The sequence below is a fragment of the Tsukamurella pseudospumae genome (assembly GCF_001575195.1).
In the GTDB taxonomy this organism is placed as follows: domain Bacteria; phylum Actinomycetota; class Actinomycetes; order Mycobacteriales; family Mycobacteriaceae; genus Tsukamurella; species Tsukamurella pseudospumae.
In genome coordinates this window covers 128,654-141,507 of the sequence record NZ_LSRF01000058.1, presented here as the reverse complement: position 1 = coordinate 141,507, position 12,854 = coordinate 128,654, and the positions used below count along the sequence as shown (strand labels likewise).

Sequence of the window (12,854 nt, the reverse complement as noted above, 5' to 3'; positions counted from 1 at the left end):
GTCACGGCCCGTACAGTCGGACGACGTGAACGACGAACGACCGCGCGGCCGGGACCGGCACCAGCCGAACCTCGCCTGGTCGCAGGTGCCCGAGGGCGACCCGCGCTCCCGCGCGCCCCGGCACCCCCAGGGCATCCCCCGCCCACCGCAGGGCGGACGGCCCGTACCGCCGCCGCAACAGGGTCAGCAGCCGCACAGTCGCCCCGGGCAGGGCGCACCGTCGGCCCAACCCCGCGCCACCCGCGTCGAGCGACCGGCTCCGCAGCCCCGACAGGACTGGGCGCCCCGCCAGGCCCCCGAGCCGCTCCCCGCGGACGAGGTCCAGCGCACCGTCGGGGCCCGGGGCAGCAGTGGCGGACGCGTCCCGCCGCCCCCGCGCCCACCCCGCAACAAGGACCGGGGCCGACGGTCCGCCGCCGCCCCCGAACCGCAGGCACCGGCGCCCAAGAAGGTGCGCCGCAAGCGCAAGCTGCACCCCTTCCGCTGGCTCGTGGTGATCGTCGTGCTCCTCCTCGTCGGCACGGTCGCGGGCACGTTCTACTTCGACGGCAAGCTCAAGCGGATCGACGCGCTCGCCGCCTACTCCGGGCGGATCGCCGACACACCGGGCACCAACTGGCTGCTCGTCGGCACCGATGCGCGCGAGGGGCTCACGCCCGCGCAGCAGAAGGCGCTGGCCACGGGCGGCGACCTCGGCGGCGCGCGCACCGACACGATCATGCTGGTGCACATCCCGGAGTCGGGCGATGCGACGCTGATCTCGATCCCCCGCGACCTGTACGTGCAGATCCCCGGCCAGGGCGGCCACAAGATCAACGCCGCGTACTTCCTCGGGAGCACGTCCGGTGCGGGCGATGCGGGCGGCGCGCAGCTGCTGGTCCAGACCTTCGAGAAGGCCGCCGGCGTCCACATCGACCACTACGCGGAGATCGGCTTCGGCGGCTTCGCGAACATGGTCGACGCGGTCGGCGGCGTCGAGATGTGCCCGAAGTACCCGATCAACGACCCGAAGGCCGGGATCCGGCTCAAGGCGGGCTGCCAGGAGCTCGACGGCGCGCAGGCGCTCGGCTACGTCCGCACCCGCGCGACCCCCAACGCCGACCTCGACCGGGTGGTGCACCAGCGCGAGTTCATGTCAGCGCTGTTCAAGGAGACGACCTCGCCCACCACGCTGCTCAACCAGTTCGAGCTGTGGGGCCTGTCGAACGCGGTCGCCGACGCGCTCACCGTCGACTCCGATACGCACCTGTGGGACCTGGGCCGACTCGCGTGGGCACTGCGCGGCGGCACCGTCACGACGACCACCCCGACCGCCGGCAGCGAGTACACCAGCGACGGCGACTCGCTCGCGTGGGGGAAGAACACCACCGAGTTCTTCGGCCTGATCGCCGCCGACCAGCCCATTCCCGCACGTCTCCTCAGTGGGACCCCCGGAACCGGATAAGGTGACGTCATGACTGAACGCGGCCGCATCGGCCGTCCGCCGAAGGTGAATCGCGAGCAGGTGGTGGCCGCTGCCGCGGACATCCTCACCAACGACGGGCCGCTGAAGTTCTCGATGCGGACCCTCGCCGCGCGCCTCGACATCAGCGCGATGGGCATCTACCACTACTTCGACTCGAAGAACGACCTCCTGGGCGCCGTCCTCGAGCACCAGTCGTGGAACACGCCGATCCCCGACCTGTCCGACGACCCGCGCGAGCGCCTGATCCAACTGCCGCTCGCGGTCATCGAGCACCTCACCCAGCACCCGTGGGTGATCGACGTCCTCGCCGGCGACGAGATCATCGACGCCTACTCGGCGTGGTCCTTCGACGAGTTCCTGCAGACCACCGACCGCCTCGACATCCCCGAGGACGAGTCACTGCACCTGCTGCTGGGCCTGTGGCGCATCGTGATCGGCGAGGTGACCGTCCGGACGAACCACGCGCTGCGGGACGCCCGCCCGACGTCCAGCGCCTGGTACGAGCGCGAGATCCCGCAGCACGTGATCGACCGGCCGCGGCTCGCCCGCACGCTCGGCGCCCTCGATCCGAGCACGGCGACCTACGACATCCGCGGCACGATCACCGCGTACCTCCACGGCGCCCTCGGCGACCGCTTCCCGGGCTGAGCCCTACAGCGACACCTGACGGCCGCGCAGGCCGTCGCGGGAGCGCCGCTGCGCGGCGGTGAGCTCGCTGTCGTCGGCCAGGGCCTCGGCCAGCCGCTTGGCCAGTTCGACGGTGCCCGGCACCCACTCGTCGGGGTGCGACTCGCGGTCGAGGTCGAAGACGGGGACCAGCAGGCCGTCGGACCGGAACGAGCCGGCGAACCGGGAGCCCTCGCCCACTGTCAGGCCGCCGGCGGCGTGCACGCGGGCCAGCGCGGCCATGAGCTCGTCCTCGGGCGCGGGGTGCACCCAGCGCAGGTGCGCCTTCGACCCCGTGTCGGCCCACCACGGCGCACCGATCCCGTCGGCGCCCAGGTCCAGGCGGGCGGCGGGCGTGATCAGGGAGTTGGCGTGCTCGACGAGCTGCTGGGTCTGCGCGTCCGTTCCGGCGGTCCCCGCGAGCCACCAGTCGAAGTCCTTGTGCACGGTGATCTCGAGCGGCGCGGCTGCGTCGAGGACCTCGAGCAGCGCACCGTCGGGCGTCTCGGACAGCGCCTCGCCGACGGACGCGTCCGCGGCGAACCGGGCGGCACCCGCGAGCGCGGCGCCGGGCGCCTCGGGGCGGGTGGCGGTCTGCAGCGCGGCGTAGCCGACGACACCGTCGGCCTCCTCGCGGACCAGCGCGTACGCGGCGCCCGGGAGCACCGTCGCGAGGCGGACCTCGCGGTTCGCGCCCGCGACCTTCAGTGGCGCCGTGGCGCTGGGGACGAACTGGCGCAGCGCGACGATGTCGCACTCGGCGGCCAGGCCCTCGAACGGGCGGGCCGTGACGGCCTCGGCGGCCTCGGTGCGGGCGCGCTGCGCGGCCAGCTTCTCGGCACGGTTGGATCCCTCGCGGGGAGTGGCATTGCGTTCGCGTCTACCCATGCGGGAAGCCTATCCGCGCAGCCAGGAGCGCGTACGCGCCGGGTGGTTGGTCGCGATCCACTCGACGCCGAGTCCGTTGCACAGCGCGACGTCGACCTCGGAGTCCACGGTCCAGCAGTAGGTGAAGCGGCCGGCGGCCCGTGCCTTGGCGACGGTGTCCGGACGCTCGCGCAGGGATTCCACCGACGGGCCGATGCCCTGCGCCCGGACCGCTGTGGCCGCGCCGCCGCCCAGCAGCCGCGAGGCCTCGCCGAGCAGAACCGCGGGCACCCCGGGGGCGTTGCGCCGCACGCGCCAGACCGCGGAGCCGGAGAACGAGATGACGGTGACCGGCGCGTCCCGCAGGTCGGCGGGCTTGGCCAATCCGTGCCGCTGCAGTGCGGCGACGAGCTTCTGCTCGACCATGCCGCCGAACCGCACGGGGTGCTTGGTCTCCACGAACAGCTTCCGCTCGGACGTGCGGGCCAGCTCGATCAACTCGTCGAGGGTGACGACGGGCTCGGGGTGCCCGGGCCGCTTCCAGGAGCCGAAGTCCATGGCCTTGAGGTCGGCCAGGTCGAGCTCGGAGACGGCGCCCGTGCCGTCGGAGGTGCGCTCGACGGTGCGGTCGTGCAGGCAGACGAGGTGCTGGTCCTTGGTGAGCCGCACGTCGCACTCGATGGCGTCGGCGCCCTCGGCGACGGCCGCCTCGAACGCGCTCATCGTGTGCTCGGGGTACTCGCCGCTCGCTCCCCGGTGCGCCACGACCCCCGCTACGCCGCCAGCCATCGCGTCTCCTCCCGTTCGCGGGCCGTCGGCCCCCCGTCGATCATGCGCACCGATCGCACCGTCACCAGCAGGAACGCGCCGGACAGCAGATAGGTCAGCGCGGTGTACACCATCGCGTCGGCGCCGTGCTGCAGGCCGCCTGCCGCGAACGAGTACGCCATGCACGCCACGGTGACGATAGTCAGCGCGATCCACGCAGCCCACCAGCGCCGGATGAACATCGCGCGACGATCCGTCCGCGCGCCGTCCGCGCGCCGCTGCGCGTCGACCAGCTCGAGGACCAGCACCGGCGCCGCCACCAGGTTCACCACCGGGACGAGGCAGTACACCCAGAGCTGCCAGACGGGCCGTGGCTCACGGGTGCCCAGCTCGGCGAAGGCGCGGGCGCGGGCCGCCTGCAGCCACAGCGCGAGCACCGCGATCAGCGCGAGTACCGCGAGCACGGCGAGCCATCCCGTCGCGAACACGGCGACCGTCGCCACGATCGCGAGCCAGCCGGGCACCGGGCCCGCCCGGTTGATCACCAGCAGCAGGTAGGCCAGCGCCTCGGCCGCGGCGGCGACGAAGACGATCACCGTGGTCAGGCGGAGCACGAAGGGCGTCACGTCCGCCGCGGCCTCCGCCGCGCTCAGCGGCGCGGCCGGCACGGGCGTGAAGTCCTGCCGCAGCCCCCAGCGCGGGACGGCCGGGTAGCGCGGGGTCGGCTTCGGGCCCGACGGTGCCCGCCTCGGCACCGGGAGCGTCTCGGGCGGGCGGCGCGCCAGCCAGCGGATGCGCCGGCGCGGGGCCTCGGTGCGCGCCGAGGTCGGGTGCATCAGACGGCCCCCGGGGTGCCGTCCGGGCGCACGACGGGCCGTTCGGACGACGCCCACGCGATCATCCCGCCGTCCACGACCACCGCCTCGACACCCACGGTCTCGAGATAGCGCACGGCCTGCTCCGAGCGGCCACCGCCGCGGCAGATCACCAGTACCTCGGAGTCGAGGTCGAGCTCCTCGAACCGGACCGGCAGCTCGGCCAGCGGGATGTGCAGCGCGCCGGGCGCGTGGCCCAAGTCCCATTCGTCCTGCTCACGGACGTCGAGCAGGGTGATCGCCGCGGCGGCCGCCACATCGGCCGGCAGCGCGTCGACGGGGATCGGGCCGTCGCCGGAGTAGTCCGTCATAGCACCAGTCTTCCACGCGCGGGGGTGGATTCCCCGGAGATATCAGCGCGAAGGCGATGCCTCCGAGCGGCTTCATCCACAGTTTCCACAGGCTCATCCACAGGTTGAGGGTTGTGTTGTGCACGCTTCACCAGCGCGGATCCTTCGCCCTGTGGATCGATCACGTCAGGATCCGTAATTCGCCCACAGGCCGCGGCGCTGGAGACCGGACAGCGCACCGTCGAGCACCCCGGCGGTGAGCGACGCGGCGAGCCCGGCACCGTCGATCGCGGTGCTGCCGCCGAGCAGCCGGGCGAGCAGCGGCTTCGGAGTGTGCATCGCCTCGATCTCCGCGTCGGGGAAGCGGTCGGCGAGGACGCCGCGCAGGGTGCCGATGCCGTCGGCGAGGCCCAGGTCGACGGCCTTGCGGCCGATCCACACCTCGCCCGTGAACAGGGCGGGATCCTCGCCCAGGCGATCGCCGCGGCGGGACCGGACCCACTCGCGGAAGGCGGTGTGGATGTCGCCCTGAATGCCGTGCAGCCACTCGAGATCGCCCTCGCGGACGTCCTCGAACATGTCGAGGCGATGCTTGGCGTCCCCCTCGGTGAACACGCGCCGCTCGAGGCCGATCTTGCCGATGAGCTCCTTCGCGCCGAAGCTCGCGGAGATGACGCCGATCGATCCGACGATGGACGTGCTGGTCACGAAGATCTCGTCGGCGGCGCAGGCCAGCCAGTAGCCACCCGACGCGGCGACGTCCTCGCAGAACGCCAGCACCGGCAGGTCGTGCTTCTCCGCGAGCTGCCGGATGCGGGTGCCGATGAGCTCGGACTGGGCGGGCGAGCCGCCGGGACTGTTCAGCGCGAGCGCGACGGCGACGGCGTCGTCGGTCTCGAAGGCGCGGCGCAGCACCGGCTCGACACCGGCCAGGTTGAGCGCGCCGCGGCCGAGCCCGCCGGACATCGCGGGCGCGGCGATCGGGCCCTCCAGGCGGACGACGGGGACGACTCCGCCGGCCTGGCCCAGGGCGGCGCGTACGCGGTGGCTCGCGGCCTTGGCCGCGTCCTGCAGATCGGTCACGAGAGGACTCATGGCCCCGACGGTAGCGGGCCACCCCGACATCTCGGCGTCGGCGCAGGTCAGGGCGCCAGTGGTGAGCCCGGGAGGTTGCGGGCGACGGTCCACACCGCGATCAGGACGCCGACGGTGACCCACAGGTAGGTGTTCGTCGGTAGGGACGGGACCCGGAAGCCGACCTTCCTGCCGAGCCAGCCGATCCACAGCCACACCACGATCGCCGCGGCGGGGTAGACGAGCGCGTTCGACCCGAGAGCGGCGCCGAACGAACCGTTGGTGATGTCGTTGATCGCGCGGAGGCCGCCACAGCCCGGGCAGTACAGGCCGGTCACCGCGTACAGCGGGCAGACGCCCCAGCTGCCCTGTTGGTGTGGGTCGCGCAGGTGCAGGGCGAGAGCGGTCGCGCCCACCGCCGCCGCCGTGGCGAGGGGACCGGCCGCGGCGCGCAGGCTCCACCGGGCGGGTGAGGTGGTGGCCGTCATGGGGTCCAGGCTAGCGTCCCGCGGTCGACGAGGCCCGGGCCGATCAGGCTGCGGCGATCCAGGCCAGGCCGCCGAACAGGCAACCCACCGAGACGAGCGCGTCCAGCGCCGCGTAGCCCCAGGCGTTGCGGCGGTTGAGCAGGTTGAGCACCGCGTGGGCGCCGAAGGTGGTGCCGAGCAGCATCGAGGTCAGGAACGTGATCGCCAGGACGTCGAGGTCGCCGCCGTAGCTGCAGGCCATCGCCGCGCAGTCGCGGAACGAGGGCAGCGCGCGCACCGCGAGCACGAGGTTCGCGATGGTCGCGGTGAACGAGGCGACGAGCAGTGTCATCGACACGACGATGTCGGCGCGGGTCTGGCGGCCGCCGACGAGGGTGCGAATGCGGCCGGCCCGACCAGCGTGCGGGTGCTGGGTGCGCACCCCGATGCTGAATCCGGTCATGACAACCATGATCCGTCCGCGCACGGCGGATTCCAAGCGTTTGCGATAGGAACTGCGACCGATTCTATCGACCGCGTCGGTCGCGACGCAGGTGAGCGCCGTAAAGCAATCCGGCGGTCTAATAGGTCACATTCACTCGCGTGAACAACAAACATCGGACAATCCGGCGACGCGGACTTCGGGTGCGGATTATCGGGGCGCGATATCAGATCCGATTTCCTACGTCCGTGTAGGTCGGCTATGGTGGTCCACACCACAGCTGTGACAGAATTCACAGTTGCAATCACGGGAGGGCGCGATGGCGGTCAAGCACACTCGATCCATCGCGACGGGCGCCGATGCGGCGGCCCGCAGCTCGTGCACCGTGCACTTCTCGCGTTCGCTGACCCGCACCGGCCTGACCGTCGCCGCGCTCGCGCTCGCACTCGTGCTCATCATCGCCCTGGGCTGAAGCCCCGGCGGGCGGCTGAAGCCCCGCACGAACCTCAACAGCACTTCATGCGCATTCGGCCGTCCTTATTGCGGAACCATTCCAGATAAGAAAAGCTGGACGAGTACGTAGGACCAATCAGAGGACGATCGTCCTCGCAATCGAAGGGAAAGACGTGGCCGTCTACACTCTGCCGGACCTCGACTACGACTACAGCGCTCTCGAGCCCTACATCTCGGCCGAGATCATGGAGCTGCACCACAGCAAGCACCACGCCGCGTACGTCGCCGGCGCCAACCAGGCCCTCGAGCAGCTCGCCGAGGCCCGCGAGGACGGCTCGATCGCCACCAAGGCGCCGCTGCTCTCGAAGAACCTCGCCTTCCACCTGGGTGGCCACACCAACCACTCCATCTTCTGGAAGAACATGTCGCCCAACGGCGGCGACAAGCCGGTCGGCGACCTGGCCGCGGCCATCGACGACCAGTTCGGCGGCTTCGACAAGTTCCAGGCGCACTTCAACGCCGTCGCGATGACGCTGCAGGGCTCCGGCTGGTCCGTGCTCGCGTACGACCACATCGGGCAGCGCCTCGTCATCCAGCAGTTGACCGACCAGCAGGGCAACATCTCGGAGGCCCTCACCCCGCTGCTGCAGCTCGACATGTGGGAGCACGCCTTCTACCTGCAGTACAAGAACGTCAAGGGCGATTACGTGAAGGCCTGGTGGAACGTCGTGAACTGGGACGACGTCGCCGCGCGCTACGCCGCCGCCACCGCCTGAGTCCTCATCCCCTCAGCCTCGGAACCCCGTCCAGCGCACTGCGCCGGCGGGGTTTCGTCGTCGGGGCACCTCCCGCGCGACAGGAGTACCGTTTTTCGTTATCGTGATTACGGTATTCACGTCATCGGAAGGATCTCCATGATCTCGCGCGGCTCCGCAGCAGTGCTCATGTCCACCGTCCCCCTCGCCGCCCTCGGCCCCGCCGTCGCACACGCCGCGCCGGCCCCCGGCGACGAGGCCACTGCCCGTCGGATCGCCTGCGAGCAGTACGCGGTCGGCGCCGCCACCGTCGACTACCGCGAGTTCGGCCAGTGGCGCGCGAGGCTGACCCGAGGCACCACACCCGAACTCGCCCGGACACTGACCGACGCCTCCGTCGGTATGGAGTCCCTCTACCGGGATCTCCAGTGGGTCTCGACCGCCGGCCTCGCGGGTGCGGAGATCACGTCGCTGGGCAATGACACGTGGCGCGCGACGTGCTTCGTACGGATCCGCACGACCTCTGTGAAGGCGCCGGCCGGGGCGTCCACGGTCTCGGTCTACAACGTCACCCTCGACAAGAAGCGCAACTGGCAGATCACGGACATCGAGGGGGATCCCGCCGCGCGCTGAGATGTCGGTGCCCCGTGCCACAGTGATCGCATGACGCAGCCGGGGTACGACGCGATGGCCGATCTCTACGCGGAGACCTTTCCGGACCCGTACGAGTTCCCGATCGAGGCGCACGCCGCTGCTGCGTTCGCGGAGGCGGCCGCGGGTCGGCCCGGTCGCACCGTGGACGTCGGGTGCGGTGTCGGGCACGTCGCCGCCGATCTGACCGCGCGGGGCCTCGACGTGATCGGTGTCGATCCGAGCCCCGGCATGCTCGCCCACGCCCGCAGGCTGCACCTCCACGTTCCCTTCGTCGACGGTGACGCCTCCCTCAGCGCCCTGCCCGACGGCCCGATCGCCGCGATCCTCGCCCGGTTCAGCCTGATTCACGTGGAACCGTCCAAGGTCCGCCGGGCGTTGGGGGCTTGGGCCGCGCTCCTGTCCCCCGGCTCGCCGGTGCTCGTCGCGTTCCAAGCGGCCGACGAGCCGGGCCCGCCGATCCCCTTCGATCACGCCGTCGCGCCGGCCTGGCGATGGCACCCGGACGGGTTCGGCGAGGTCCTCGCCGAGGCAGGTTTCGACGAGGCCTGGCGGATCGTGTACCGCGACAAGGGCTACCGCTTCCCGATGGCGCAGTTGCTGGCCCACCGGCGTTGAACGGGGCACCGGCACCGTCGGATACGGGGAGCCGAAACCCTCGCACAGGACGCCTGAAGAACTGCGACCGGTCGTTAAAACTCTTGCGTTACTTGCGATTCCGCTGAGGCGTGACTACGCTGGACTATGCACGAAGGGGAGTAGCCCCCAATCGCGCGGTCGACACACTGGCACCCCGATGGCGCCCGGCCCCGCGAACCGCACGTCGCGGTGGGCGAGACCTTTGTGCCACTTGCGCGGTCTGCGAACGCGGATCCGTGTGGCACAGGTCTTTTCGGAGGTTCCACCGTGTTCAACGCCTTGATCGTCGGCTTCCTGGTCGTCTTCCTCGCCGAGCTGGGGGACAAGTCCCAGCTGATGGCGCTCACGTTCGCCATGAAGCACCACTGGGCCACCGTCCTCGCCGGCATCACCGTGGCCACCGTCGCGATCCAGGCCGCATCGGTGGTCATCGGGGCGACGGTCGGCGCGGCACTCCCGACGCACGTCCTGGCGGTCGGCGCGGCGCTCACGATGCTCGCGTTCGCGTTCTGGACCTGGCGTGGCGAGGGCCCCGACGACGAGGAGCAGCCCGACACCGCGGCGTCCGCGCGCTCCAACTGGGCGGTGTTCCTGGCCGTGACCTCGGCGTTCGTCCTCGCCGAGCTCGGCGACCGCACCATGCTCGCCACGATCACCCTCTCCACCGGCCACAACGCGCTGGGTATCTGGATCGGCTCGACGATCGGCATGATCCTGGCCGGCGGCATGGCGATCGCGGTCGGCGCACTGTTCGGGCACCGCATCCCCGAGCGCGCGGTGCACGTCATCGCGACGGTGCTGTTCTTCGGCTTCGCCGGGTGGATGCTCGTCGACGCGATCGTCGGGCTGACCAGCGGTACCGCGGTGGCCGTGACCCTCGCGCTGACGACGGCCGTCACCGCCCTGGGCCTGTACGCGGTCCGGCGCGCGCATGTGGCCCGACGGTCCGCCCTCGCCCCGGCCGATGAGCTGTCCGGCACCCCCGCGCCCTGAAGAACGGCCGCTCACTACTGTGAGACGGGTCGCCCCGCCCACCGGCGAGGGCGCATGTCACCACAGAAGGGAAACAGCCATGGACGTGTCCGGCTCCTCCGTCATCGTCACCGGCGCCGCCTCCGGCCTCGGCGCCGCCACCGCCAAGCGCTTCGCCGAGGCGGGCGCCACCGTCTTCGGGCTCGACCTGCAGCCGTCGATCGACAAGGCCACCCCCGTCGAGAACGTGCACCTCATCGCCACCGATGTGACCAAGGAGGACGAGGTCCTCGCCGCGATCGCCGAGGCCGTCAAGGCCGGCCCGCTGCACGTGGCCGTCAACTGCGCCGGCGTCGGCTGGGCCGGCCGCATCCTCTCCAAGAACGGCCCGCACGCCCTGGACCTGTTCCAGACCGTCATCAACATCAACCTGGTCGGCACGTTCAACGTCATGCGCCTGGCCGCCGACCAGATGAGCAAGCAGGAGACGGCCGACGCGCAGGGCTCCCGCGGCCTCATCGTCAACACCGCGTCCGTCGCCGCCTTCGAGGGCCAGATCGGCCAGATCGCCTACACCGCCTCCAAGGGCGGCGTGCACGCGATGACCATCACCGCGGCGCGCGACCTGGCGCAGTTCGGCATCCGCGTCAACACCATCGCCCCCGGCATCATCAACACCCCGATGCTCGCCGGCGTGACCCCCGAGTTCAAGCAGACCCTCGAGGCGGGCGTGCCCTTCCCGCAGCGCCTCGGCGAGCCGTCCGAGTACGCGGACCTCGCGTACTTCATGTCGCAGCACGACTACCTCAACGGCGAGACGGTGCGCATGGATGGGGCCATTCGGATGGCTCCGCGCTAGATCTGCAGTTCCTCCGCCGGCGTCGCCCCGACCGCGTCCGACAGGACGAGGAGCGGGGCGGCGTCGTCGTCTATCGAGGTGCCCTCGGGCGGCAGCACCATGCTCGACGGTGCCGGGGCCGCCCCGGCCTCGTTGCGCAGGTCGATCGCGACGAGCAGGTTGTGCACGTTCTCCTCGGGAACCCCGTCGCCGAAGTCGTCCGGCAGGTAGGGGCTGAGCTGGACCAGTACGTCCCGGATCTCGACGACACGTCGCTGGAACCGCAGGTGCGGGTCCTTGCCGGCCGATTTCGCGTCGAGCACGACCTCGGGCACCGCGGTGGTCAGGAGCTGCCACAGCGGCTCCAGCCGCTTGTAGTCCCGGCGGTGCCGCTTGCGGTAGTCGAGCTGCACGAAGAAGCCCCGCGCACCGGGGTAGCTGAGCCCGATGACGAACAGCACGATCCCCACCGCGGTACACCCGCGCGAGACCGTGAGCAGGACCGGCCAGGACACGGCGTGCACGATGCTGGTGAGCACGAAGACGACCTGCGTGAGGGAGCCGATCGCCGTCAGCGCGAGGCCGGCGGCCATGAGCCGCAGCGAGGTCACCAGGTAGCCGTCCGCGAAGGGCATGAGTCGCGTGAGGGACAGGACGCAGTCCGCGAGGCCGTACATGAGGTAGCCGCCCGCGATCGCGAAGAACACGGCGAAGCCGAGCTCCTGCACGGTGAGCGTGTCCAGGGTGGCATCGCGCAGCGACGGCGGCATCACCGTCATCGCGACGGACAGGCCGATGACGGACGCGAGGAGCGGGACCGCCTCCATGCCGGCGCGACGCTGCCGCGCGGACTCGGTGGGGCCGTAGAAGAAGGCGACGGCGAGCGCGGCCACGCCCAGCGCCAGCGCCGCGTAGCCGCCGAGGCGGCTGGAGCCGCGCCACAGCGCACCGTCGATGCTCGAGGCGAGGGGCGAGTTCAGCAGGAGCACCGCCAGGGTGAGCGCCGCGATGGCGACGGTCACGGCCACGGCCTGGATGCCGGCCTTGGCGCGGTAGAGCCGGTCGACGCGGTAGCACAACACCAGGGTGAAGAACGCGACGCCGAGTACGTTCACGATCTTCACAGCCACCGGGAATGTCCTCCCAACGCGCGTTGGATGCCGCGCAGGCTGTCGTGTTTCGCGGTGCGGCCGGCGAGGGCACCGGCCTCGGACGCCCAGCCGAGGATGATGGAGGCGATCATCTCCGCCTCCCACTCGTTCGCGTCGTCGTAACAGGTCCGGTGCAGGGCGGCGTCGGCCTCCTCGGCGGGCATCTGCTCCGCGTGCACCGAGGGGCCGGCGTTCTGATGACCGGCGATGAGGTGGCCGAACTCATGGATGATGATCTGGTCGCGATGGGTGCGCGACGTGTTCGCCTGGTAGAAGAAGTAGTCCGCGTCGTCACCGACGAGCCACAGCCCGTTCGGCATTCCGACGGGAAGCGGCTGCGAGATCACCAGGATGTCCCGACCGCGGCGCTTGCCGTACTTCTCGCACAGCTGCACCGCGTCGAAGGGCAGGTCGAGGTCGAGACTGCGCACCTCGTTCTCACAGAGGCGGCGAAGGGCCTTGACGGAACGCACGCACGCCC

At 71.1% G+C, this 12,854-nt stretch carries 17 protein-coding genes; 8 read left to right on the top strand and 9 right to left on the bottom strand.

Translation table 11 applies throughout. The features are described 5' to 3' along the window. Positions 1–25 precede the first annotated feature (25 nt). Together AXK60_RS19145 and AXK60_RS19140 are read left to right on the top strand one after the other, a co-directional pair. Positions 26–1,444: an LCP family protein gene (locus tag AXK60_RS19145; RefSeq protein WP_244881132.1), complete on the top strand. Its 1,419-nt coding sequence runs from the start codon at positions 26–28 to the stop codon at positions 1,442–1,444. A 9-nt stretch (positions 1,445–1,453) separates the two neighbouring features. Next, positions 1,454–2,113: a TetR/AcrR family transcriptional regulator gene (locus AXK60_RS19140; protein WP_068573592.1), complete on the top strand. Its 660-nt coding sequence runs from the start codon at positions 1,454–1,456 to the stop codon at positions 2,111–2,113. A 3-nt stretch (positions 2,114–2,116) separates the two neighbouring features. Here AXK60_RS19140 and AXK60_RS19135 read toward each other — a convergent pair whose 3' ends face one another. From AXK60_RS19135 to AXK60_RS19105, 7 genes are all read right to left on the bottom strand, one after another. Further along, complete coding sequence (locus AXK60_RS19135; RefSeq protein ID WP_068573591.1) at positions 2,117–3,019, bottom strand: DUF5926 family protein; 903 nt, start codon at positions 3,017–3,019, stop codon at positions 2,117–2,119. Positions 3,020–3,028: 9 nt separating this feature from the next. Beyond that, a complete protein-coding gene (locus tag AXK60_RS19130; protein ID WP_068573590.1) occupies positions 3,029–3,787 on the bottom strand; it encodes a glycerophosphodiester phosphodiesterase in 759 nt (252 codons plus the stop codon). Next, positions 3,772–4,602 carry a DUF4328 domain-containing protein gene (locus tag AXK60_RS19125; protein WP_068573589.1) on the bottom strand — a complete coding sequence of 277 codons (831 nt, stop codon included), beginning with the start codon at positions 4,600–4,602 and terminating at the stop codon, positions 3,772–3,774. Before AXK60_RS19125 ends, AXK60_RS19130 begins: the two co-directional genes overlap by 16 nt. Next, positions 4,602–4,952, bottom strand: coding sequence for a rhodanese-like domain-containing protein (locus AXK60_RS19120; RefSeq protein ID WP_082778128.1), 351 nt, complete (start codon positions 4,950–4,952; stop codon positions 4,602–4,604). Before AXK60_RS19120 ends, AXK60_RS19125 begins: the two co-directional genes overlap by 1 nt. Positions 4,953–5,117: 165 nt before the next feature. After that, a complete protein-coding gene (locus tag AXK60_RS19115; protein ID WP_068573588.1) occupies positions 5,118–6,026 on the bottom strand; it encodes a S49 family peptidase in 909 nt (302 codons plus the stop codon). Between the two features lie 47 nt (positions 6,027–6,073). Continuing rightward, positions 6,074–6,493: a DUF2752 domain-containing protein gene (locus tag AXK60_RS19110; protein WP_068573587.1), complete on the bottom strand. Its 420-nt coding sequence runs from the start codon at positions 6,491–6,493 to the stop codon at positions 6,074–6,076. Between the two features lie 43 nt (positions 6,494–6,536). Beyond that, positions 6,537–6,935, bottom strand: coding sequence for a hypothetical protein (locus AXK60_RS19105; RefSeq protein WP_068745401.1), 399 nt, complete (start codon positions 6,933–6,935; stop codon positions 6,537–6,539). 277 nt (positions 6,936–7,212) lie between these two features. Between AXK60_RS19105 and AXK60_RS27155 the strand changes: the two genes are divergently transcribed. From AXK60_RS27155 to AXK60_RS19080, 6 genes are all read left to right on the top strand, one after another. After that, the gene (locus tag AXK60_RS27155; protein ID WP_156485639.1) at positions 7,213–7,386 is read left to right on the top strand and encodes a hypothetical protein; all 174 of its coding nucleotides are present in this window, start codon (positions 7,213–7,215) and stop codon (positions 7,384–7,386) included. Positions 7,387–7,540: 154 nt separating this feature from the next. Next, the gene (locus AXK60_RS19100; protein ID WP_068573585.1) at positions 7,541–8,143 is read left to right on the top strand and encodes a superoxide dismutase; all 603 of its coding nucleotides are present in this window, start codon (positions 7,541–7,543) and stop codon (positions 8,141–8,143) included. A 138-nt stretch (positions 8,144–8,281) separates the two neighbouring features. After that, the gene (locus AXK60_RS19095) at positions 8,282–8,755 is read left to right on the top strand and encodes a hypothetical protein (protein ID WP_068573584.1); all 474 of its coding nucleotides are present in this window, start codon (positions 8,282–8,284) and stop codon (positions 8,753–8,755) included. A 30-nt stretch (positions 8,756–8,785) separates the two neighbouring features. After that, the gene (locus AXK60_RS19090) at positions 8,786–9,391 is read left to right on the top strand and encodes a class I SAM-dependent methyltransferase (RefSeq protein ID WP_068573583.1); all 606 of its coding nucleotides are present in this window, start codon (positions 8,786–8,788) and stop codon (positions 9,389–9,391) included. Between the two features lie 288 nt (positions 9,392–9,679). After that, positions 9,680–10,405 carry a TMEM165/GDT1 family protein gene (locus tag AXK60_RS19085; RefSeq protein WP_068573582.1) on the top strand — a complete coding sequence of 242 codons (726 nt, stop codon included), beginning with the start codon at positions 9,680–9,682 and terminating at the stop codon, positions 10,403–10,405. Between the two features lie 79 nt (positions 10,406–10,484). After that, a complete protein-coding gene (locus AXK60_RS19080) occupies positions 10,485–11,243 on the top strand; it encodes an SDR family NAD(P)-dependent oxidoreductase (protein ID WP_068573581.1) in 759 nt (252 codons plus the stop codon). Here AXK60_RS19080 and AXK60_RS19075 read toward each other — a convergent pair. Both AXK60_RS19075 and AXK60_RS19070 read right to left on the bottom strand, forming a co-directional pair. Beyond that, positions 11,240–12,352, bottom strand: coding sequence for an MAB_1171c family putative transporter (locus AXK60_RS19075; protein ID WP_068982553.1), 1,113 nt, complete (start codon positions 12,350–12,352; stop codon positions 11,240–11,242). The two genes, AXK60_RS19080 and AXK60_RS19075, sit on opposite strands and share 4 nt — an antisense overlap. Beyond that, positions 12,343–12,846 carry a hypothetical protein gene (locus tag AXK60_RS19070; protein ID WP_068573579.1) on the bottom strand — a complete coding sequence of 168 codons (504 nt, stop codon included), beginning with the start codon at positions 12,844–12,846 and terminating at the stop codon, positions 12,343–12,345. The genes AXK60_RS19075 and AXK60_RS19070 overlap by 10 nt, the downstream gene beginning before the upstream one ends. Positions 12,847–12,854: the final 8 nt, after the last annotated feature.

Bases quoted from the DNA above. Each gene is read 5' to 3' on its own strand.
- AXK60_RS19140 (WP_068573592.1), top strand. From the start codon at position 1,454: ATGACTGAACGCGGCCGCATCGGCCGTCCGCCGAAGGTGAATCGCGAG.
- AXK60_RS19135 (WP_068573591.1), bottom strand. From the start codon at position 3,019: ATGGGTAGACGCGAACGCAATGCCACTCCCCGCGAGGGATCCAACCGT.
- AXK60_RS19130 (WP_068573590.1), bottom strand. From the start codon at position 3,787: ATGGCTGGCGGCGTAGCGGGGGTCGTGGCGCACCGGGGAGCGAGCGGC.
- AXK60_RS19125 (WP_068573589.1), bottom strand. From the start codon at position 4,602: ATGCACCCGACCTCGGCGCGCACCGAGGCCCCGCGCCGGCGCATCCGC.
- AXK60_RS19120 (WP_082778128.1), bottom strand. From the start codon at position 4,952: ATGACGGACTACTCCGGCGACGGCCCGATCCCCGTCGACGCGCTGCCG.
- AXK60_RS19115 (WP_068573588.1), bottom strand. From the start codon at position 6,026: ATGAGTCCTCTCGTGACCGATCTGCAGGACGCGGCCAAGGCCGCGAGC.
- AXK60_RS19110 (WP_068573587.1), bottom strand. From the start codon at position 6,493: ATGACGGCCACCACCTCACCCGCCCGGTGGAGCCTGCGCGCCGCGGCC.
- AXK60_RS19105 (WP_068745401.1), bottom strand. From the start codon at position 6,935: ATGACCGGATTCAGCATCGGGGTGCGCACCCAGCACCCGCACGCTGGT.
- AXK60_RS19095 (WP_068573584.1), top strand. From the start codon at position 8,282: ATGATCTCGCGCGGCTCCGCAGCAGTGCTCATGTCCACCGTCCCCCTC.
- AXK60_RS19090 (WP_068573583.1), top strand. From the start codon at position 8,786: ATGACGCAGCCGGGGTACGACGCGATGGCCGATCTCTACGCGGAGACC.
- AXK60_RS19080 (WP_068573581.1), top strand. From the start codon at position 10,485: ATGGACGTGTCCGGCTCCTCCGTCATCGTCACCGGCGCCGCCTCCGGC.